At 64.5% G+C, this 21,372-nt stretch carries 13 protein-coding genes and 1 tRNA gene; 5 read left to right on the top strand and 9 right to left on the bottom strand.

The features are described from left to right. Window positions 1-34 precede the first annotated feature (34 nt). The 5 genes from Q0L25_RS04045 to Q0L25_RS04025 all read left to right on the top strand — a co-directional run bounded on the left by Q0L25_RS04045 (window position 35) and on the right by Q0L25_RS04025 (window position 7,973). The gene (locus Q0L25_RS04045) at window positions 35-1,348 is read left to right on the top strand and encodes a glycoside hydrolase family 1 protein (RefSeq protein ID WP_296611788.1); all 1,314 of its coding nucleotides are present in this window, start codon (window positions 35-37) and stop codon (window positions 1,346-1,348) included. 282 nt (window positions 1,349-1,630) lie between these two features. Beyond that, window positions 1,631-2,794: a DUF3089 domain-containing protein gene (locus Q0L25_RS04040; protein WP_296611787.1), complete on the top strand. Its 1,164-nt coding sequence runs from the start codon at window positions 1,631-1,633 to the stop codon at window positions 2,792-2,794. A 166-nt stretch (window positions 2,795-2,960) separates the two neighbouring features. Continuing rightward, window positions 2,961-3,854: an SDR family NAD(P)-dependent oxidoreductase gene (locus Q0L25_RS04035; protein ID WP_296611785.1), complete on the top strand. Its 894-nt coding sequence runs from the start codon at window positions 2,961-2,963 to the stop codon at window positions 3,852-3,854. Between the two features lie 263 nt (window positions 3,855-4,117). Then, window positions 4,118-4,750 (top strand): TetR/AcrR family transcriptional regulator, encoded by a 633-nt coding sequence (locus Q0L25_RS04030; protein ID WP_296612219.1) that lies wholly within the window; start codon window positions 4,118-4,120, stop codon window positions 4,748-4,750. Between the two features lie 376 nt (window positions 4,751-5,126). Continuing rightward, on the top strand, window positions 5,127-7,973 hold the full coding sequence (locus tag Q0L25_RS04025) for a TonB-dependent receptor (RefSeq protein ID WP_296611784.1): 2,847 nt from the start codon (window positions 5,127-5,129) through the stop codon (window positions 7,971-7,973). A 220-nt stretch (window positions 7,974-8,193) separates the two neighbouring features. Here Q0L25_RS04025 and Q0L25_RS04020 read toward each other — a convergent pair whose 3' ends face one another. The 9 genes from Q0L25_RS04020 to Q0L25_RS03980 all read right to left on the bottom strand — a co-directional run bounded on the left by Q0L25_RS04020 (window position 8,194) and on the right by Q0L25_RS03980 (window position 21,347). Next, on the bottom strand, window positions 8,194-9,465 hold the full coding sequence (locus tag Q0L25_RS04020) for a DUF763 domain-containing protein (RefSeq protein WP_296611782.1): 1,272 nt from the start codon (window positions 9,463-9,465) through the stop codon (window positions 8,194-8,196). A 231-nt stretch (window positions 9,466-9,696) separates the two neighbouring features. Further along, window positions 9,697-11,343, bottom strand: coding sequence for a tannase/feruloyl esterase family alpha/beta hydrolase (locus Q0L25_RS04015; protein ID WP_296611781.1), 1,647 nt, complete (start codon window positions 11,341-11,343; stop codon window positions 9,697-9,699). Window positions 11,344-11,428: 85 nt separating this feature from the next. Continuing rightward, a complete protein-coding gene (locus tag Q0L25_RS04010) occupies window positions 11,429-13,075 on the bottom strand; it encodes a carboxylesterase family protein (RefSeq protein WP_296611779.1) in 1,647 nt (548 codons plus the stop codon). Then, window positions 13,072-14,391, bottom strand: a complete 1,320-nt coding sequence (locus tag Q0L25_RS04005; RefSeq protein WP_296611778.1) for an MFS transporter — start codon at window positions 14,389-14,391, stop codon at window positions 13,072-13,074. Before Q0L25_RS04005 ends, Q0L25_RS04010 begins: the two co-directional genes overlap by 4 nt. Next, on the bottom strand, window positions 14,388-15,260 hold the full coding sequence (locus Q0L25_RS04000; protein WP_296611776.1) for a 3-hydroxyacyl-CoA dehydrogenase family protein: 873 nt from the start codon (window positions 15,258-15,260) through the stop codon (window positions 14,388-14,390). Before Q0L25_RS04000 ends, Q0L25_RS04005 begins: the two co-directional genes overlap by 4 nt. Further along, window positions 15,257-16,867 (bottom strand): AMP-binding protein, encoded by a 1,611-nt coding sequence (locus tag Q0L25_RS03995; protein ID WP_296611775.1) that lies wholly within the window; start codon window positions 16,865-16,867, stop codon window positions 15,257-15,259. Before Q0L25_RS03995 ends, Q0L25_RS04000 begins: the two co-directional genes overlap by 4 nt. A gap of 112 nt (window positions 16,868-16,979) precedes the next feature. Continuing rightward, complete coding sequence (locus Q0L25_RS03990) at window positions 16,980-19,652, bottom strand: TonB-dependent siderophore receptor (protein ID WP_296611773.1); 2,673 nt, start codon at window positions 19,650-19,652, stop codon at window positions 16,980-16,982. A gap of 112 nt (window positions 19,653-19,764) precedes the next feature. Next, a complete protein-coding gene (locus Q0L25_RS03985) occupies window positions 19,765-20,967 on the bottom strand; it encodes an AraC family transcriptional regulator (protein ID WP_296611771.1) in 1,203 nt (400 codons plus the stop codon). Between the two features lie 304 nt (window positions 20,968-21,271). After that, window positions 21,272-21,347: transfer RNA gene (locus tag Q0L25_RS03980), tRNA-Thr, on the bottom strand. Between the last annotated feature and the right edge of the window lie 25 nt (window positions 21,348-21,372).

Below are 21,372 nucleotides of genomic sequence, written 5' to 3'. Positions count from 1 at the left end.
GGGAAAATCGACAAACTACGATCGAGGGCTGAACATGGCTGAATTCGATACGACGCGCCGGACTGTCATGGCGGGACTGGCGGCCGCGGCTGCCGTCGACGCGCTTCCCGGCCAAGCCGCGCCACGTCGCCCGATGCCGAAAGGGTTCCTGTGGGGCGCGGCGATCTCGGCGCACCAGAGCGAAGGCAATGACGTCCATTCGGACAGCTGGCTGCTCGAGAATCTGCCCGAGACCGTCTACAAAAACCCCTCGGGCGACGCCTGCGACAGCTATCACCTCTATGAGCGCGATTTCGCGATCGCGCGGGCGATCGGGCTGAACTGCTATCGTTTCGGCATCGAATGGGCGCGGATCGAGCCGGAGCCCGGCCGATTCTCCCAGGCCGAACTCGATCATTATGTCCGCGTGCTTGCTTCGTGCCGTGCGCACGGCTTGCTGCCCATCGTCACCTTCAATCACTTCACCGTGCCGCTCTGGTTTGCGCGTCGCGGTGGATGGGAAGTGCCCGACAGCGCGGATCTGTTCGCGCGCTTCTGCGAGCGCGCCACCCGGGCGTTGGGCGATCAGATCGGCATGGCCTCGCCGTTCAACGAGGCGAATATCCACCGGCTCGCAGCGCTGTTTCGCACCGCGGCCACGCCCGATTATATCGGAAAGCGGCGCAAGATGCTCGCCGCCGCCGCGCGCGCGACCAATGCGCCGGCTTTTTCATCGATCCTGTTCTCCGAACCGGAGAGCATCGACGTCCACCTGCTCGACGCACAGAAGAAGGGCTATCAGGCGATCAAGGCCGGCCCCGGCGACTTTCCGGTGGGCGTCACGCTCACCACGCAAGCGATCCAGCCGGTCGGCGAGAACAGCAAGGCGCCGGCAATGGAGCAGATGCTCTATGGCGACTGGTGGGACGCGGTGAACTCCAGCGATTTCGTCGGTGTCCAGGTGTATACCCGGATGCGCTTCGACGCGAAGGGAATGCTACCGCCACCCGCCGGGGCGACCGTCACCGCGGCGGGCTATGAATATTATCCCCAGGCGCTCGGCGAGATCATCCGGCTCGCCGCGCGAAAGACCAGCAAACCCATTTTCGTGACCGAAAGCGGCATCGCCACCGACGACGATACCCGCCGCGTGGCCTGGCTGGACGCGAGCATCGCCGAAGTCGAAAAGTGCCAGCAGGACGGCATCGACGTCAAAAGCTACATCTACTGGTCGCTGCTCGACAATTTCGAGTGGACGCAGGGATATGGTCAACATTTCGGAATGGTCTCGGTCGACCCGCACACCTTCGCGCGCACCGTGAAGCCGAGTGCGCGCCATTTCGCGCGCCTGATCCAGGAACGGCGATGAACCCTAGGCTGGTCGAAGCTGGAGAATCGACTGACTTCACGCTCCATCCTTCTGCCTCGACCCGTTGCGATGCGGGCCAATGGGCGGCTGTAACGTCCGGGCGAAGCACGAAAAAGATATTGCCTCACAACACAGTGAATGTTTGACATTACAGTTTTTGGGGTGCCAAATGCGAGCAATCGGCGGACGGCCGAAAGGGAGAGCGGCATGCGGCAGGCGAGGGCGAAGCGACACTCGGGATCAGGCTCTAACAGGGCGATACGATCGCGGATCGCCGGGGCGGTGGCGGCCTTCGTGCTAGCGGTGCCGCAGGCGGTTCCCGCCGTCGCCGCGCGGGTGGCGGCGTCCGAAACGCCCGATTACGCCAACCCGGCATCGTGGCTGTGTCGTCCCGACCAGCCGAATGACGCCTGCGCCCGATCCAACCAGGACGCGGTCGTCCTGCGGGCCGACGGCTCGACCACGATCGAACGATTCCATGCCGATCCCAAGGCGCCGATCGACTGCTTCTATGTCTATCCCACGGTGTCGCGCGATCCCGGCGGCAACGCCTCGATGAAGGCCGAGCAGGAAGAGATCGCCGTCATCAACCAGCAATTTGCCCGCTTCGGCGCGGTTTGTCGGCGCTTCGCGCCTCTGTACCGGCAAGTGACGCTATCGGCGCTGCATGCCAATATTCGTGGCACGCCGATCCCCGCCGATCGGCAGATGGCCTATGACGACGTCAAGCGCGCCTGGGACTATTATCTTGCCCATGACAATCACGGCCGAGGCGTCGTGCTGGTCGGCCATTCGCAGGGCTCGGGCATCCTTGCCCAACTGGTCAAGAACGAGATCGACGGAAAACCCGTACAGCGTCAGTTGGTGTCGGAGATCCTCGCCGGTTATCGGCTGCAGGTCCCGGTCGGCAAGGATGTCGGCGGCGATTTCAAGGCGATCCCGCTTTGCCGTGCCGTCGGGCAGATCGGCTGCGCGATCAATTTCGCGTCGTTCCGCGCCGACAGCCCGCCGCCGGCCGGCGCCAAGCTGTTCGGCGCCTCGGCCGGACCCGGCCTCGAAGCGGCGTGCGTCAATCCTGCCGCGCTGTCCGGCGGCGATGCGCCGCTCCACGCCTATCTTGGCGAAGGCACCGAGATGGTGACCGCCAGCGGTGAACAGCAGGGCCCGTGGACCAATCCGCCGAAGCCGATCGCCGAACCATTCGTCGAGGTGCCCGGCCTGCTCAGCGCCGAGTGCCGCAGCGAAGCCGGTCACAATTTCCTGGCCATCACCATCCACCCGACGCCGTCGGGCAAGCGCACCAACGTGATCGTCGGCGACGTGATCATCGATGGACGCAAGCTGCCGGACTGGGGATTGCACCGGATCGATATGAACCTTGCGATGGGCAATCTGATCGATGTCGTCAGGGCACAGGCGAAGGCCTATCTTGCCGCGAAACATTAGCCTTTTCGCGCATCGATGAAGGGTTCGGAAACTCCCCACTGAGCGGGCGCCTAGCGTCCGCCCGTTTTCCTCGTCCATGATCCTTCATTCCTGCGGCACGATCGCCTGTATTGCGTTCGCCCGGCATTTCGTTAACTGACGAGATAGTGAATAAAGGGAGTTGAGGATGAATCTGCAGGATCGTGTCGCCATCGTCACCGGCGCGGGTGGTGGGCTGGGCAAATCCCACGCGCGGCTGTTGGCCGGCCTGGGTGCCAAGGTCGTCGTCAACGACATGAACGCGGTGAGCGCTGAGCAGGCGGCCGCCGAAATCGTCGCGCAAGGCGGCGACGCGATCGGGATCGGCGCTTCGGTGACCGACGAGCAAGCCATCGCAAGGATGGTGGAAACCGTCATGGAGCGTTGGGGCCGGATCGACATCCTGATCAACAATGCCGGCATCCTGCGCGACAAGTCGTTCGCCAAGATGGACCTCGCGGACTTCCGCCTTGTCGTCGACGTCCACCTGATGGGCGCCGCCATCTGCACCAAGGCGGTCTGGGACATCATGCGCGATCAGCGTTACGGACGTATCGTGATGACGACCTCGTCGTCCGGCCTCTACGGCAATTTCGGCCAGGCGAATTACGGAGCCGCGAAAATGGCGCTGGTCGGGCTGATGCAAACGCTCGCCCTCGAGGGGGAGAAATACGGTATCCGTGTGAATTGCCTCGCACCGACCGCTGCCACGCAAATGACCCAGGGCGTATTGTCGTCCGAGGCGCTCGGGCAATTGTCCCCCGACTTGGTCAGCCCCGGCCTGTTCGCGTTGGTGAGGGACGAGGCGCCGACACGCGCCATCCTGTGCGCCGGCGCCGGGCATTTCGCTCGCGCCAATGTCACGCTTACCCATGGCGCCTATGTCGGCGGCAGCGCCGAGGCGGCCGATGGCGTGGTCGCCGCCTGGGACGATATCAGCGACCGCGCGGGCGAGGTCGTGCCCGATTACGGATTCACGCAGGCCGAGCGTGAAATCGCCAGTGCCGGACACGATCTGCCGACAATGGCCTTGCAGCATTGATCGCCGGTCGCAGACCGCCGATCGTCGACCCAAGGCGGCGGAAAGGCGCCGCACGTCCGCCTATCTGCCCCTGTCCACCCGCTTGACGTCCACCGGCCAAGCTTGAAAGGAGCGGTATCCGTACAAGAGGACCGTCAAAGGTGACCCGAGCAAGACCATCGTCCGCGCCCAGCGCTCGGAATCGGCCCGCTGCCGACGCTGGCCGGACGAGCAAGCGGAAGGCCAGCACCAAGGCAGAGCAACGCGCGGAGACGACCGAGCAGATACTCGATGCGGCGGAATATCTCTTTTCGCGACACGGGCTTTACGGCGTCACGTTGAAGGACGTCGCCAAGCAGGTCGGCGTGCACCACACGCTGCTCAATTACTATTTCGCCGATAAGCGCGCATTGTTCGATGCCGTCTTCGCGCGCCGCGCCGAGGTGACGAGCGAGCGCCGGATGAGGGCCCTGGAAGACTATGACCGGGAGACCGGCGGCCGCCCGACGGTCGAGGGCGCCCTGCACGCCTTTCTCGACACCGACCTCGACCTTTACATCGAAGGCGGGGAGGGGTGGAAGAACTATGCGGCACTCGGCGCTCAGGTGGCCAACACGCCGGAATGGGGCGCGGAATTGATGGACCAGCATTTCGATCCGGTCGTGCTGCGCCTGATCGAAATGCTCAAGCGCGCTCTCCCCGATTGCGAAGAGGATGACATCTTCTGGGGCTATCACTTCGTGACCGGCGCGCTGATGCTCACGCTCGCGCGGACGGGGCGTATCGACAAATTGTCGCACGGTTTGTGCCGGTCGGACGACTTCCTGGCGGTCAAGAAACGCATGGCGACATTCATGGCCGGCGGGTTCTGCGCGGTTTGCGCCGAACGCAAGGCGGAGCGCGGCGCGGCCGCATAACGGTTCCGGGTGAAGAATTGCGAGTTGGGCGGGGCGCAAGAGGTGGACCGCCGCGCGCTGCACCGCTTGGCGGTAGCGGGCGGCCGTAGCTCGCGCCCCAGACCGCGCGCCACGCCAGATAGCCCCTTGATTCTGCAGGACATGCAGCGGCTGTTTGAGCTGTCCGCTCAAAATCGCCGCGCAGTGGTGACGGCAGAGGGCGGAAAGCCTCGATAGCGATCGGCGAGCGGGCCTATCGGGCGATCTAAGAATGGACCGAGAACAGGCTCGCAAACCCTCACTAGCAAGTGAAAGAAAATCATTGCGCTTCGTCTAATCGGGCCTCATGATCCCGCCATCGCGCCGAAGAGCGCATTCGCTAGGAGGAGGGTGTTCGATGCCAAGGGCGATTCTGTTGTGCGGTGCCGCGTTCTTCATTCTGCCGTCGGTGGCTCAAGCGCAGTCGACGCCGACAGCGCCTTCCTCCTCGACGGCTTCCAACACGGCTGACCAGCCCGCAGCAGGACAGGATTCCGCCGCCGCGCCGGCCACGCCTGAAGGCGATATCGTGGTGACGGGTTCGCGCATCATCGCGAATGGTTTCCAGCAGCCCACGCCGGTGACGGTTGTCGGCCAGGCCGAAATCAATCGCCAGGCCCCGACCACGATCGCAAGCTACCTCAACCAGCTGCCGTCCTTCGGCAACGCGACGTCGGCCAAGAACCCCGCGATCAACGTCGCCGGCGGCGGTGCGGAATTCGTCAACCTGCGCAATCTCGGTCCGACGCGGACGCTGGTCCTGCTCGACACCCGGCGCGTCGTCGAATCGACCACCGCCGGCGGCGTGGATACCGTCACCTTGCCCTTTGGTCTGATCAAGCGGGTGGAAGTGGTGACTGGCGGCGCCTCGGCGGCCTGGGGTTCGGACGCCGTCGCCGGCGTCGTCAATTTCGTTCTCGATCGCGATTATCAAGGCCTCGGCCTGAACGTGGAGAGCGGCGTTACCGACCGTGGCGATGCGGGCTATGTCAAAGCGAACGTGACCGCCGGTCACAGCTTCGCCGGCGGTAAGGGCCATTTCGTCGTCGAGTTCGACTATCTCAACCAGCCCAGGGGCGTCGACCTGGTCGATCGCGACTTCTTCAAGAGCAGGGCTGTGGTCAACAATCCGGCCTATACCACGACCAACGGCCAGCCGCGGCAGATCACGGTCAGCTATGCGGCGACATCGAACGTATCCCCGGGGGGCGTGTTCGTCGGATCCGTCGGAGCTGACGGAAAGACCAACACCGTGTTGCGCGGCATCCAGTTCCTGCCGGACGGCACGCTGGCGCCCTACAATTTCGGCAACCAGTCCGGCCTCGTCCAATACGGGGGCGATGTCGACAGGACAGTGGGTCTCGCCCGCTCGATCTCGACGCCGCTGAACTACGCCAACATCTTCGGGCATGTCGATTATGACGTGGTGCCCGGGGTGAAGGCCTATGTCGAAGGGTTCTACGGCAGGACCAATTACAACGAAAACGGCTATCTGAATTACATGCGCCAGGGCAACATCCAGATCCGGCCGGACAATGCCTATTTGCCCGCGACGATCCGCGATCAATTGCTCGCTACGGGACAGCAATATGCCCTGCTCGGCAAGGATACGGTCGATTTCGGTCCGCCGACGTCGCGCAACAATCGCGATGTCTGGCGAGCAACCGTCGGCGTAGATGGAGAGATAGGGGCGACGTGGAAGTGGCACGCTTATTACACGCACGGCCAGTCGCTCACCAATCTTTATGCCGACAACGACACGATCATCGGCAATTTCAACAACGCCGTGGACGCGGTCCGCGATCCGGTAACCAATAACATCGTCTGCCGCTCTACGTTGACCAATCCCAATAACGGTTGCGTGCCGCTCAACCTGTTCGGTGTCGGCGTGGCATCGCCGGCGGCGATCGCCTATACGCACGGCACCGCCTATCAACGTTCGATCGTGAAGCTCGACGTTGCGTCGGTGGACGCCTCCGGGACGCTTTTCAAACTCCCCGCGGGAGATGTGTCGGTTGCCTTTGGCGGCGATTACATCCGGAACGAAGCATCCTCGACCCAGGATGCCCTGGCCCTCGCCCGCGCTTATGCGGTCCAGAATTTCCAGCCCTTCTACGGCAAGCGCCACGTCAAGGAAGCGTTCGTCGAGGCGGTGATCCCGATCCTGAAGGACGTGCCCCTGGCACAGAAACTCGAATTGCAAGCCGCCGGGCGGATTACCGACTACAGCACCAGCGGCAGCGTGAAGACCTGGAAGGTCGGTATCTCGGATCAGGTTTTCAGGGATTTGCGGATCCGCGGCACGCTGTCCCACGATATTCGCGCGCCGACCCTCACCGATCTATTCTCGGGCGGCGTCCTCACCCAACAGCCGGTGTTCGACTCGGTCACCAACAAGACGTATCCGCAATATACCAATGCGAAGGGCAACCCCGCGCTTCGGCCCGAGGAAGCGGATACGGCTACCGCCGGGATCATCTTCAGTCCCAGCTTCATTCCCGGACTGCAGCTGTCTGTCGACTATTATCGCATCAACCTGAAGGGCGCGATTTCCTCGGTCAGCGCCGCCCAGGAGCTGGTCTTCTGCAACGGGGGGCAGACGCAATATTGCCAATATATCCACCGCGACGCGAGCCAGGCGATCCTCTCGATCGATACCGTTCCGGTCAATGTCGCGAGTCTCAAGACGGAGGGCTGGGACTTCGAGGTCGATTACCGGCATCGCGTCGGGCCCGGTGAGGTCACCTTCCGCGGGCTGGCATCATATGTGCCGGTGTTCACGCAGGTCGATGCGGTCGGAAACGTGACCAACCTGGCCGGCCAGATCGGCGATCTCAATCCGGGCGAGCCGAAGTGGAAGGCGAACGCCTATCTGACCTACGAGCAGGGACCGGTCTCGCTCACGCTCAACAGCCGCTATGTCGGCCCGGGTAAACTCCAGAGCAATTGGGTCAGCGGCGTCGATGTCGACAACAATTCGGTCAAGAGCTTCCTGACCTTCGGCCTGACGGGCGTGGTCCGGCTTGACGGGAAGGGTGCCTATACGTTGACCTTCGGCATCGACAACCTATTCGATCGCGACCCGGTCGACTTGCCGGTGATTCCCGCCACCGTGCAATATTCGGCGCCGGGCCTGGGCGGAAGGTTCGACCTGTACGATCCGATCGGTCGCAGCTTCCGCATGGGCGTTCGGGCGAAGTTCTAAGGCGCGGGCCGGTTACAAGGGGGCGGGAGGGGGCATCGCGGTCCAAGGCCAGCGATGCCCCCTCCTGTAATGTGCCCCGAAGAACAGGAGGTGCGCGCGGCAGGACATTGACGCCGTCGATCTGGTGAGGCGCAGCCTGTCGATTTGCGGTGCTATGCCTGGGCCCCGGCGCCCCGGACCCGGCGATACGCTGTGCGAGCGACGGCCGATCCGATCACCGTCAATCGGTCCGAGGCGCCGTCCGGCGATAAGGCATGGCATCGCTCGCGGGCTCCCAACCAAAGACGCTGCGCCCGCCATGTTCGTGCGAGCGGGCTCGCTCTTCGGCGATGACCGCGTCTACCGATGGGCCCGACACATTTGCCTCCAGCCGCCGCGCTTGCGCGTCCAGCCGCCGGAGCGCGGCCAGTTCTTCCTCCCGACCCAATTTCGCCTTCCGGACGGCCGATTTCATCACGCTTATGCTGTGGTCGTAGACTTTGGTCGGCACCGGAAAGGGGTGGCGATCCTTGCCGCCATGCGCGAGCGAGAAGCGTGCGGGATCGCTGAAGCGACAGGGAGTGCCATGTACGACCTCGGCGACCAGCGCGAGTGCGCGCACCGTACGCGCGCCGACACCGGGCACCAGCAGTAGCTGCGCGAAATCCTCGGGCCCGCGGTCGGCGGCGGCGGCGAATGCCGCCTGGAGGCGCCGTTCGACGACATCCTCGGCGCGCACGTCGTGATGATCAGGCATGACCAGATGCGGGAGCAGCGGCTCGGCGACCGGAGCGGACGGCGCCCTGCCTTCCAGCCGTGCAAGCTGACGGGTGATTCCGGTCGGGCCCATATCGGCGAGCAGGTCGAGCTGGCGCTGCCGGGAGTCCGCCGCGCGCCGGTCGGCCAGATTGACGATCCGGCCTTGTGCATGACCCTCGATCGCGGCGTGTGGCGCATCGACGAAACTGGTCAGCCCGTCCGACAGCCAATGATAGCGCCGCGCTTGCCGGCGATCCCCGTTCATGCCCTGCTGGACGACCACCCAGCGGCCGTCGTCGGTCACGATGAAGCCGTGGAGATAGAGATCGAACCCGTCCTGCACGGCCGCGCTGTCGACCTTCGCGACCAATCGGCTGGCCTTGGCCAGTGCCGCTCCGTCGATGCCGACGCGATCGCCGACCGCGACCAGCTCCTGCGGAGTCGATCGGCTATGCCGGCCGCGGCCACCGCAGACATGCACGCCGAGTTCGGCCGACAAGGGCGCCAGCCCGCGCTTCAGCGCGCCGACGACGCTGGTCGTGATGCCCGACGAATGCCAATCCATGCCCATCACCGCGCCGAACGACTGGAACCAGAAGGGATGCGCGAGGCGGCGAAGCAGTTCGTCGCGGCCATATTCGAGGACGATCGCCTCGACGATGACGGCACCCAGCCGGCTCATCCGCTGGCCCAGCCAGGCCGGAACGCGCCCGCCATGGAGGGGGAGGTCTGCACTGCCGGCGCGCTGGCCCATCAGGCGGCCTGCGCCAAACCGGGAATCGAAAATGGCGGGCAGTCCGCGAGCGATAGCATCGGAGAGCTATAATATATCGAGAACATTAACGGAACAGTCCGGCGGCCCGATTTGACATTATTGCCGTCAGTCTGCGCCCGTCGCGAAATGCTCATGCTCTACAACGTCACCCAGGCTTGCGGAACGGCGCTACCGGAACCCACAATGTGTGCGCCAGGCTCCGGGTATACTCTATGGCCTACTCGCTCTCCCTCCGTTCGCGGGGCCGGCGGCACAAATGAAATTGGAAGCGAGGCTCGTCGAACCGATCCCTTTGTAACGGGCGACTTGCGGATAGGGGCAAAGCGGTCGCTGAAGCTCTATCACTCCCGGTTTGTCGGCAGCGAACTTGGTCGCGATCACCCGTTCGGGGCCGCGGCCCCCGCTCTCCCAAGCAAGGAGCGCCGAGAACAGGTCGTCGCTTGGGCCTTCGGCCGGGGGCTGCGGCAATCCGTTGGAGAGCGAGTTGAAGACGTCGGGGCCGCTCCCTCCACCACAGTGCATCATGCCCGGCGCCATGAACAACCGCGCGGTGCGGCGCAGCCGCTCCATCCCGCCAAGCTCGCCAGCCTGCCGCTGGTAGAAGGCTACCGACTGGGCCGGTGGCACCAGCGAGTCCGCCAGCCCGTGATAGATGATGAGCTTGCCGCCGAGCGCCGCGAACGCCCGCAAATTGCCGCGTGTCGCATCGTTGACGTCCGCGCCCAGCCTGGCGTCGACGACCGGCATGTCGCGATCCACATCGAACCCGTGCCAGTCCCAGGTGCTACCGAACACCCATTTGAACAAGCCTGCAAATTGCGGCTGCCCGTTGGCGGCGGTCTGCAGGAACGACCAGCCGAACCGGCCCGGCGCTTCGCTGCCGATCGGCCATCCGAAGAAGAGCGGCCGGCCGTCGCGAGACGTCGGTCCCGTATAGAAAGCGCGCGCCGTCGCGACCTCGGCCGTCGTCAGGCATTGCCCGTTGTCGGCACCGCGGCATTCGAGTTCCTTGGGGTCGAAGGTGCAGGCGAGCGGATCGGTGATGAATGCGTCTCCGGGCACGCCATAACCCCGGCGGTTGCAGGACAGTGTCGCCGCGGTGTTGAGTAGGGTCAGCTTGGCGTCGCTCAGCAGGCTTCCGGGCGTCCGATTTGCGGCGGCGAAATCCCAGGCGACGGCGGCATGCCCCCATGTCCGGTTGATGACCGGCGCGCCGACCAGGATGCCGTTATAGTCGCGCGGATAATAGAGCGCTTCGATCAGGCCTTGCTGCCCACCCGTCGAGCAGCCCGTATAATAAGATCGCTTGGCGGTCCGACCGTAAAAGGCTTGGGCGATCGACTTGCCGGTGACCGTCATCACATGAGTGGAGAGGCGGCCCCAGTCCTTCCATTTGCGTGGATGCCCTATCAGCGCGTCGCCATCGAGCATCGTGGCCGGCGCGGTGCCGGTGTCCGTCATGGCCGTCGCATAACCCCGACGCAGGCCGGCGACCATGCCGCCATAGCCGGCTTCCAGGGTTCCGCCGAAACCGCCATTGCCATTTCCATGAAAAATGCCGGCCCATCCCTGGAGCGGCAGCCATATCTCGACGCGGACGTCGGAATCGGGCGCCGAACGGACATGGGCGACCACGCGGCAGAAACCCGGAACGTCCTTGAGCTTGAACGTCGCCGCCGGATCGTCGACGACCGTTGCCTTCGCGATGCTGGTGTCGGGTAAGCGGAGCTTTGCCAGCGATGCGCATTTATCCGCGGGTGTCGCGCGATTGCCATCCGTTCGGGCTGCCGCCGGCGATGCGGTTGCCATCGTCACCATGGCAAGGCCTGCGAGCGCCGCGCGAAGCGGTCCGGACATCGCTAGGTTCGACCCAATCATATTCACTGTCTCCAAACGCGGCGCACTTTTACACCCCGTTGCTCAACTTGTTGAAGGAAGCCGATCAACGGCGATCATCCTTCGGGAGCACGGGGGCGGTCGCCGCTGTGCGCCAGTTCCACGATTGCACGCCGCTTGCGCGACGGCGGGCCATGATCTGCTCGTGCAAATCGTACATGCCCGGCATGAGGTCGCGCGCGAGATAGGGCTTGTCGGCGAAGTGCATATAGCTCGCCTTCACCGTGAAGGGTTTCCATTCGGGTCCCTTGGCCGACGCCGGCACGGCGTTTCGCGCGAAACTCGTCCAGTAATCCAGCATTGCGGCCGACAGCGATCGTTCGTCCGCGGTGTCCGGGATACGTGGCCATTCGCCGGGCGTATCGGCAAAGGTCCCGAACACGAACGGCACCTCGCTGGCATGAAAGGCCGCAAGGTCCGCGGCCAGCTCGCTCGGATAGCTGTGGCTGAAGAAATAGAGATAGGATCGCTGGCCGAGCGCCGCCTGTTTCCGGACAAGGCGTTCCGCCGTCCACCCGAACACCGCGTCCCGCGTGGCGGCAAGTTGCGTCTGCGCTAGGTCGCTCGCCGGATAGAGCTTCAGCCAGGCATCAGCGAGGTCGCCGTACCGTGCCCCGATCGTCTTCGCGTACGTCCCGGCGTCGGCGGGGAGCGGCGGCAGCAGGAAGCGCAGGCTGCGTATCTCCCCGCTGTTGAATCCCGCGATCAGCGGCACCGGCGCCTGTTCGCCGCGATCGAAGGTGTCGACCAATTGGCGTTTCAGAATCTTGCCGTCGATCGTGCCATAAGGCACATAACCGGTCGCGGAATTGACCAGCGTGCGCGCATCCATCGCGCGCAATGTCGCAACGTCGGGCGCGCCGAGCCGCTTAGCCAGCGCCGCGCCGATGCTTTCGGCGGACTGCTCCTCGTACCGCGCGGTCCGTAACTCGGGCATGGTGAAAAGATAGCCGCTCTCGACGATCGCCTTGTCGAACAGCCCGCGAGCGGGCGGCGAGGCGAGCAGATATTCGACGCTCAGCGCGCCGGCGGATTCGCCGAAGACGGTGACGTTGCGCGGGTTCCCGCCGAATGCGGCGATGTTGGCGCGGACCCATTTGAGCGCGGCGATCTGGTCGAGCAGGCCGTAATTGCCCGATATGCCCTCGGGCGATTCCTTGCTCAGCCCCGGATGCGCGAGATAGCCGAGCACGCCGAGCCGGTAGTTGATCGACACGAGGACGATGCCGCGTTTCGCGAATTCGCGCCCGTCATACATTTTCGACTGAGCGGTCCCCCAGATCAGCGTCCCGCCATGGATCCAGACCATGACCGGGGCATTGCGCGCATTGGCCGGCGCGGTGACGTCGAGCGTCAGGCAATCCTCGTCCATCTTCGGCGAACCGCGATCATAGGGACCGCCTCCCATAGGCGGCTGCATGCACGCCGGACCGGCGAGCTTCGCGGCGCGCACGCCGTCCCAGCGCGGCATCGCCGCCGGTGGCCGCCAGCGCCGGTCGCCGACCGGCGGCAAAGCATAAGGTATGGCGCGAAACACGGTCGCATCGCCTTCGCGTACGCCTTGCAGACGCCCCGCGGGCGGGTTGGCGATCGGGTCCGCAATCTTCGCCTGACCTGCCGAGATGGCGGGAACGGAACCCGCCAGCATGCAAGCGCCGAACAAGGCGGCGATCAGAAGAAAACCAGCTTTCACTGCGCGCTTCCTTCCGTGACGACGCGGGTTCGGTTGATCAGTCGGGCGAGCGCGAAGAACAGCAGCGCAGCGATCAGGTACATCGGCGCGAGCGCGTACATCGCCATTTGCAGCGAATGCGCGCCATAAGCAGGACGGAAGAAGTCGCTGGCGGCTCCCACCCAGGTCGGGCCGAGGCCGAGACCGATGAAGTTCATCACCAGCAACAGCAGCGCGCCGGAAATGACGCGTTTGTCCGGGTGGACTTCCCCCTGCACGAAGGCGACCGTGGCGGGCAGGAAGAAGGAATTGAGAAACATCGGCACGGTCAGGAAGACCAGCGCAAGCTCCCAGCGCGGAGCCCAGGCAAAGCCCAGGAAGAACGGCGCCGCCAGCAGTAGCGATATTGCGGGAATGGTGGCATGCGCTGCCCGCGACCGCGCTGCGAAGCGGTCGATCAGCCGGCCCGAGGCAAAAATGCCGGCGCTCATCGCCACGCCGACGACCAGCGCGTACCAGATCGCGACCTCGCCCAGCGTCATGCCCTTCTCGCGCATCAGCAGCAACGTGGCGAAGTTGCTGATGCCATAAGTGATGAAGTTCGCCGCGCCGCTCGCGATTGACGCGAGGAGCAGCACCGGATTGGCGAAAAACCGCGCCACGGTTGACGCGAAGGACGACGGCGGAAGATCGGAGACTGCGATTTCCCCGGGCGTGTCATTGCTCCCCCGGCGCGGCTCGGTGACCAGCAGCCATACGGCGAGGGCGGTGACCACGCCGATTCCGCCGATGATGTAGAATGGCATGCGCCAGTCGAACGCAGCGGCCAACGACGCGCCGAACGCGACCCCCAGCGCGGACCCGAGCGGCGGCCCGAGATTGAAGATCGCCATCGCCGTGCCGCGCCGCTCGCGCGGAAAATAGTCCGAGATAATGGCATAGGACGGAGGCACGCCGCCGGCTTCGCCGATGCCGACCGTCATTCGTGCCGCGACCAACTGCCCATAGCTGCCCACCATGCCGCAGGCGGCAGTCGCCGCGCTCCAGAGCGCGCAGGCCACCGACAACACCTTCACGCGATTGGTACGATCGGCCAGCCAACCGACCGGAATGGCGATGAAGCAATAGAAAAGCGCGAAATAGAGGCCCGTCAGCTTGCCCAGCTGACTGTCGGTAATGTCGAGCCCGTCCTGGATCGGCTTGGCGAGGATCGAGATGAGCTGCCGGTCGAGGAAATTGAGCACATAGACGAAGCACAGCATGCCAAGGACGAGGCCGGGCCGCGATCGCCGGCCGGGGTCGCGCAAGGTCGTTTCGGGCAACGGGCTTTGGGTCATGCGCGCGCTTCCTTTACGATCCAGCCCGGCCGTCCCCGGCCGCCGCTCAATCCCGCGGCGACGCGCTGTTTGAGCAGCGTCGGCGGCCGAAAGCGTTCGCCGTAAGCGTCGTGGAGAATTTCCTGAACCTGCAGGCACAGCCCCGAGCTGACCGCGTCCATCAGCGCGAACGGTCCGATCGGATGGCCGAGGCCCAGCTTGCAGGCGAGGTCCAGATCGGCCGGGGTCGCGACACCGTCTTCGACCAGCTTGACCGCTTCGATCAACATCGCATGCAGCAACCGGTTGACCGCGAACCCCGGGACGTCCTTCACCGCTATCGGCGTCTTGCCGATCGCCGTCAGCGTCGCAGTAACCTGGTCGACGATGTCGGGATCGGTATCGAAGCCCGGGATGACCTCGACCAGCGGCATCCGCGATACCGGCGAGAAATAGTGTGTGCCGAGAAAATTCCGTCGGCGCGAGGGGCGAAGCGCTGCGGCCAATGTCGAAATCGGGATCGTCGAGGTATTGGACGCGATCATGCAGTCGTCGCTGCATATCGTATCGAGCGTCGCGAGCACGGCCGTTTTCACCTCCAGCGATTCGAACACCGCTTCGGTGACCCAATCGCGATCCGCGAAACCGACGATATCGGGCGCCGGCCGGATACGCGCGAGCGCCTGTTCCCGCTCATCCGCGGTGTAAAAGCCGCGCGCGACGCCCTTTTCGGTCAGCTTGGCCAGCCGACTCAGCGCGGCGTCCAGCACGGCAGGATCGCGATCGTTGAGCAGGACATCCGCGCCGCCCAGCGCGAAGACGAGCGCGATCTCCGCCCCCATCAACCCGGCGCCGACCACGCCGGCCCGGATGCGCGTCATGTCGCTCATGCCGACGCCCGCGGCGAGACATGCTCGGCGAGCGCGCCGCCTTCATAATCCGCGCGCAGCCGCATCTTGTCGATCTTGCCGGTCGCCGCCACTGGCATGCGCGGCAGGATCGCGATCTCGTCGGGCAGCCACCAGTCAGCGATCCGCCCGCGCAGCATGTCGATCAGGGCGCGCCCCTCGGCGCTGTCGCCTTGGCGCAATTCCACGACGAGGACGGGACGCTCACCCCATTTGGGATGCGCCTTGCCGATCACCGCGACCTGCGCGACGCGGGGATCGCGGCCGACGATCTCCTCGATCTCCGCCGGGTTGATCCATTCGCCGCCCGATTTGATCAGGTCCTTGGACCGCCCGCAAATGGTGAGCGCACCGCTGTCGTCGATCATCGCGAGGTCGCCGGTATCGAAATAGCCTTCGGCATCGAGCACGTCGGATTCGGCATTGAAATAGCGGTCGATGATCGCCGCACCCTTCACCTTGAGGTTGCCGACCGTCCCGCGCTGTTCGGCGAGCGTATTGCCCTCTGCATCGGTGAGTTTCAGGTCGACCCCGATCGGCGGACGCCCTGACGACCGGCTGGCCTTGGGCGGAAACTGCACCGAATCGACCGTGCCGAGCGGGGACATTTCGGTCATCCCCCAGGTCGTCTGAACACGCGCCCCGAGCCGTTCTTCCATCCGCCTGATCAGCGCATCGGGACATTTCGATCCGCCGATGATGATACGCTCGAGGCTGGGCACCTCTCCCCCCGTCGCGTCGAGATGATCGAGCAGCCCGATCCACACTGTCTGGACGCCTCCCGCGATCGTGACCTTCTCACTGCGGATGAGGGCGGCGAGGCTGGCCCCGTCGAGGTCGCGTCCGGGCAGAACCAGGCTGGCACCGACCGCCGGCGCCGAGAAAGGCAGTCCCCAGGCATTGGCATGAAACATCGGGATCGCGACGAGGATCGTATCCTTTGCGGACAGGCAATAAGCGTCCGGCTGGATCGACATCAGCGTATGCAGATAATTCGAGCGGTGCGTGAACACGACGCCCTTGGGTGCACCGGTCGTCCCCGATGTGAAGCATAGACCCGCCGGCGTCTCTTCGGGAAACGCACCCCAATCGGTGGGCGTCCCATACGCGTCGAGGATTGCTTCGAGGCCGTCGACCGGCACCCCCCAATTGCTCTTGGCCGCTCCATCGAAAGGATCGAGCACGATGATCCGCTCGAGCGTCGGGCAAAGCGGCAGCAGATCCGTCAACAACGGCATCAGGCTGGCGGCAATCGCCAGCACCTTGTCCTCAGCCTGGTTGATCATCGCGGCGAGATGGGCAGGGGTCAGGCGCGGGTTCAGCGTGTGGCAGACCAGCCCCGCATTCATCGTCGCATAATAGACTTCGAGGTGATGCGCGGTGTTCCACGCCAGCGTGCCGACCCGGTCGCCGGTCCGCAGTCCCAGCGCGAGCAACGCTCCTGACAGGTGATTGCTGCGCGAGCGCAATTGCGCATAGCCAACGCGCTCCGTCACGACACCGCGCGCGGCGGTGGCCACCGTGGCGGCTCGCTGCCACTTCGCGGCATGGTCTATGAATTTGTCGAGCGTCAGCGCGTAATTTTGCATCAGGGAATACTTGTCACTCTTGCGGGAATTGAGGGTTGGAGCTGCAATTCCCGGGCTGCCACAGGGGAAGCGGCACGGCAGCCGTGCCCCCTGCGGCAGCCCGGAACCCCACTCAGAACTTCTTGCGCAGGTTGATCGCGGCGTAACGCCCGATCGCGTTGTAGCTGCCGCCAATGCCGTCGGTGCCGGGGAAGTAGGGGGGGGGTGCATCGAATAGGTCGTTGACCTGCATCGAGAGCTCCGTTCCCTTGGCAAAGCCGACATCGGGTAACCTGACCGACAGCCGCAGATCGACCGTCGTGTAACCCTTGGCGGTATAGAAGGCCGACCCCGTCGGCGTCGCGTAGGAACTCGTTATCCCACTGCGATGGTTGACGAAATTGGCGATCGTGACCGGGCCGACAGTGATCCCCAAAGTCGTCCGCAGCGTCGTCCGCGGCACGCCCGCACGCAGCGAACTGCTGGCCGGCGAGGTGGTCGAGAGCTGCGTGTCATATTTGAAGATGTAATTGCCCGCGACGCCGGCGAAGACGGTGCCGAATGCGGTCTTGCCGTGATAATTGACGTCGAAATCGAGACCGTTGGTCTTGCGCGTCCCGAAATTGCCCTGCCGCAGATCGAGCAGGTTGCCGATGGTCGGGACAGCGGCGAAGGTGAAGTAGAACGGCACCGTGCCGACCAGCGCGCTCGATACCTGCGCGGCAGTCGGATTGCGGATCACGCGCGACGCGAAGGTCGGATCGGTGAAGATCAGCGGCCCCAATCCGTACGGCGTGCCGATCACATTGTCGTAGGAGATGTCGTAGAAGGTCACGCTTGCCGAGAAACCCGGAAGCGCGCGCGGCCGCAGATCCGCTCCGAACGAAAAGGTCCGCGCCTTCTCGGGCTTCAGCGATTTGTTGCCGCCGATCAGGAGCAGGGTGTTGACCTGTGCCGCACCGCGGGAGGGATCGCGCACCCCGAAGGCGTCGACCAGCCCGGCGGCCGAAAAATAGGAGCCGACCGTCGACCCGAGATCGCGCAGACCGGGCGCCCGGAACGAGCGACCATAGGTACCGCGCAGCGTCAGCCCGTCCACCGGCTCCCAGGTGAGCCCGACCTTCGGATTGGTGGTAGACCCGAAGTCGCTATAATGGTCGTACCGGCCCGACAACGACAGCGACAAGCTGCGCATCAGCGGCGCGGCATTGCGGTCGCTGAAGAAGGGCACGAACAGTTCGCCGTATACGGACGCGACATTGCGATCGAGATTTTCCGGGAACCCGACGCCGCCGCTCTGACCGCGCTGCGAATAGGTCTCGCGACGATATTCGGCGCCCGCGGCGATCTTGATCGCGCCGCCGGGCAGATCGGCCAACGGTCCGTCGATCTTGATCGCGCCGATCAGCGTACGCTGGTGGTTCACGAATGTGGTGGGGTTGTTGAGGATAGCGGCGACCACTGCCGGGCTGGTGCCGAGCCCGAACGGATCCAGCGCCGTCGCCGTCGTCGTGCCGCCGGCGGCGGCCGTCAGCGCGGTGGTGTTGATGCCCGGCTGGAACGTGTCGTTGCGCGACCAGTCGGCGGTGCCCGCGACGGTCAGGTTGAATTTGCCCAGCTTCGCGTCGACGCCGAGCGACGAGTTGCCGCTTCTAACACGATAGGTCTGGTCGAAATGGTCCGCGCCGACGAGATTGTCCGGCCGGAAATCGACATATTCGTATCCGGCCGCCGTACCCGGCGGTGCGCGGTAGAACGGGTTCGACGGAAGGATCAGGACGAAGGTCTGTCCGGGCAATGCGGCCTGAACGGTGTCCTTGCGGTCGGTGTAGAGCAATTCGCCCCATAGCGTGACGCCCGGTGCCAGTTCCTGGCGCGCGGTAAGGAAGCCGGTGTGCATGCGATTGGTCGGGACGAGATCGACCGGGCCTCTCGGATCGCACAAGTTGGTGCCGGGTGCGAGCGTGGGCGCCGCATAGATCGTTCCCAGGAACAGATTGACGTTGGCCTGCGGACAGACCGCGGACCGTGTGTCGACACCTCCTGCCGCTCTGAAGTCGAGCGAACGATAGCGCCGGTCGGCGCCCGTAATGTTGCTGTTGTCGGTGTATTGGTACGACAGCGAAACCGAGCCGCTACCCCATTTCTGCCCGACGATCGCGCCGACGCTGACGGTCTTGTAGTCGTCGGCCATGCCGTAGCGCCCGGTCGCTTCGACGCCGGAAAACGGAGAGCGCGTGATGAAGTTGACGACGCCGGCGACCGCGTCAGAACCGTAGATCGCCGATGCGCCGTCGGCGACGATCTCGACCCGCTCGATCGCCAGCTCCGGGAGGAACGGATAATCCGGATTGGTCTGCTGCGTGCTCCCCGAGATCAGGCGGTGGCCGTTCATCAGCGGCAAGGTCGCGCTCGATGGCAGGCCACGAAGCCCGGGAGCGAACGATCCCAATCCGCCGTTGCTGGTCCGCGGCGCGGTATTGAAGCTGTTGAGTTGCGGCACCGTCGCGAGCAGTTCGGCAGTGGTCGTCGAGCCGATCAGCTTGATATCGTCGCGCGTGACGCGGATGAGATTGGAACCCGTCGGCGGCACGCCGCGAATGCTGGTGCCGGTGACGACGATATCGGCGTCGGGAGACGCGGATGTCTCGTCAGTCTGCGGAGCCGGAGAATCGACGGTCGCGGCGGACTGTGGATCGGCGGTCGCACTTTGCGCCGACGCCTGCCCAACCATGCACAAAGCAGCCGCGATCACCGAGCCGCCCGACAGCGCAACTCGCCTATGAAGTTTCCAAGTGCCGATCATGAGATCCTCCCACGTTTTTTTGTTGGGGGCATCGTCGGCGATCAAACGGTCTTCTGGCGATGACCGGTATGACAGATAAATTTAACGCAAGTGACCAGCCCAGTGGGTCAGTTCAGCCGGCCGTCCGATCGCTGAGCAGGAGCGTGGCCGCGGTTACGCGCGCGCCATCCGACTTGTAGCCGGCGCGATAGCTGGACGGGGTCACGCCCGCCCATTCGACGAAATTGCGCGTGAAGCTGCCCGGTTCGCTGAACCCCACGCGATAGCCGACCTCGGTAATCGGCAATTCCGTCGCAAGCAGATAGGCGGCCGCGAGTTCCCCCCGCAATCGCGTTCTGATGCTCTGAAAGCTCTCCCCCTCTCGCGCGAGGTTTCGCCGAAGCCGCCGGGGACGGCTATGCAGCCGCTCCGCCACGGCCTCGATCGGCGCCGACCAGATCTGCGAACGCTGGAGCTCCAGGAGAGCATGCTCGGTCTGCGCGCGCCAGGTCGAGCGGCCAACCGGCGTCGCGAACCAGTCGGGGATGCTCGAATTATATTCTTCGAAGTCCGCCATCGTACGGCGCACCAGCGGCGCGCCGAGGTCGGCGCGGTCGTAGCAAAGCGCATCGATCGGCGCCTCGTACTCGATCGGGCAACCGAATAATGCGAAGCGATCGAAACCATTGGCCTGCACCGGTCGCGCGGCACGTACCCAGACACTGCGAAGGCGCAGCGGCCTTCCGATCAGCCAACTGAACCACTGGAAGATCCACACGAAGCGCAGCCAGACGAATATGTCCCGGTCTACGCCGTCGACGGTGTGATAGACGCACACGTGCTTGAGGCCCGCTCCGTCCTCGATGAGTTGGGGGCCGATGTCCTCCGAGAGGGCTTGGGTGAAGCGAATACTGACCCTGATCGATTCGCCGAAGGTCTCGCAATGCAGATAGGTGAGCGTGCGTTCCAGCTCGAGGGCGAGACGAAACCGCTCCGCGAAGAACCCGAAAAAAGAATCGTCGAGTGCCACTTGTGCCTGCCGCACCAGCCGGAACAGGTCGCGGCCGTCGATCGCAGCCTGGGCATCGCCATAGACGGACGGGTCGATTCCCGCCTCGCGCAGCAACGCATACGGATCCTGCCCCTTCAGCACGGCCCCGCCGAGCAGGCTCTTCACCGCAATGCCGTCCAATCCGGTTCGTTTTTGCGCGCCGGCTGAAACGGACAAAACTTCATCGGACGTACCGGAATCTTCAGCCATGGCTACCGAGACTCTCACGATCCTCCGCATCGGGTCAGCCGCTTCTGTCGGCGTAAATCGCCGATCTGCACCCACAGGGCAAGCGAAGCGTGCGGCTCTTAGGACTGAAGCCGCTCGGGAAGAGTAGAAGTGACCGGGCAGAGTCAATCTGATGGTAGAACGGGCTTAGAGAAACCACCATGTCTTCATGATCGTGGCCCGAGGATTCCCTCCTTCTCCATATTCCGATGAGCTCGTCAGCCACGAGCTTGAACGTGGCCTTGGCGCAAGTTCAGCCTTCAGCGGCGCTCACGCTTCCCCAATCTCTTTTTGGTGGGCTAGGGCGGAACATGGAGATCTCGCAGGATTCTGCGGTTTTCCAAAGTTCTTCTATCTGTACTGGTGCCGCCTACAGGACTCGAACCTGTGACCCCCGCATTACGAATGCGATGCTCTACCAGCTGAGCTAAGGCGGCCCGCGCGTGCCTTCCGGCACGGCAA

The organism is Sphingomonas sp. (assembly GCF_024508665.1).
In the GTDB taxonomy this organism is placed as follows: domain Bacteria; phylum Pseudomonadota; class Alphaproteobacteria; order Sphingomonadales; family Sphingomonadaceae; genus Sphingomonas.
Note: the sequence above shows the minus strand (reverse complement) of the source record. Positions and strands in the feature narration are given on the sequence as shown.

What these genes read in the sequence shown, in the direction of transcription:
- Q0L25_RS04005 (WP_296611778.1), bottom strand. Translation starts at nt 14,391, where the DNA reads ATGACCCAAAGCCCGTTGCCCGAAACGACCTTGCGCGACCCCGGCCGG.
- Q0L25_RS04045 (WP_296611788.1), top strand. Translation starts at nt 35, where the DNA reads ATGGCTGAATTCGATACGACGCGCCGGACTGTCATGGCGGGACTGGCG.
- Q0L25_RS03995 (WP_296611775.1), bottom strand. Translation starts at nt 16,867, where the DNA reads ATGCAAAATTACGCGCTGACGCTCGACAAATTCATAGACCATGCCGCG.
- Q0L25_RS04020 (WP_296611782.1), bottom strand. Translation starts at nt 9,465, where the DNA reads ATGGGCCAGCGCGCCGGCAGTGCAGACCTCCCCCTCCATGGCGGGCGC.
- Q0L25_RS04015 (WP_296611781.1), bottom strand. Translation starts at nt 11,343, where the DNA reads ATGTCCGGACCGCTTCGCGCGGCGCTCGCAGGCCTTGCCATGGTGACG.
- Q0L25_RS03990 (WP_296611773.1), bottom strand. Translation starts at nt 19,652, where the DNA reads ATGATCGGCACTTGGAAACTTCATAGGCGAGTTGCGCTGTCGGGCGGC.
- Q0L25_RS04035 (WP_296611785.1), top strand. Translation starts at nt 2,961, where the DNA reads ATGAATCTGCAGGATCGTGTCGCCATCGTCACCGGCGCGGGTGGTGGG.
- Q0L25_RS04025 (WP_296611784.1), top strand. Translation starts at nt 5,127, where the DNA reads ATGCCAAGGGCGATTCTGTTGTGCGGTGCCGCGTTCTTCATTCTGCCG.
- Q0L25_RS04000 (WP_296611776.1), bottom strand. Translation starts at nt 15,260, where the DNA reads ATGAGCGACATGACGCGCATCCGGGCCGGCGTGGTCGGCGCCGGGTTG.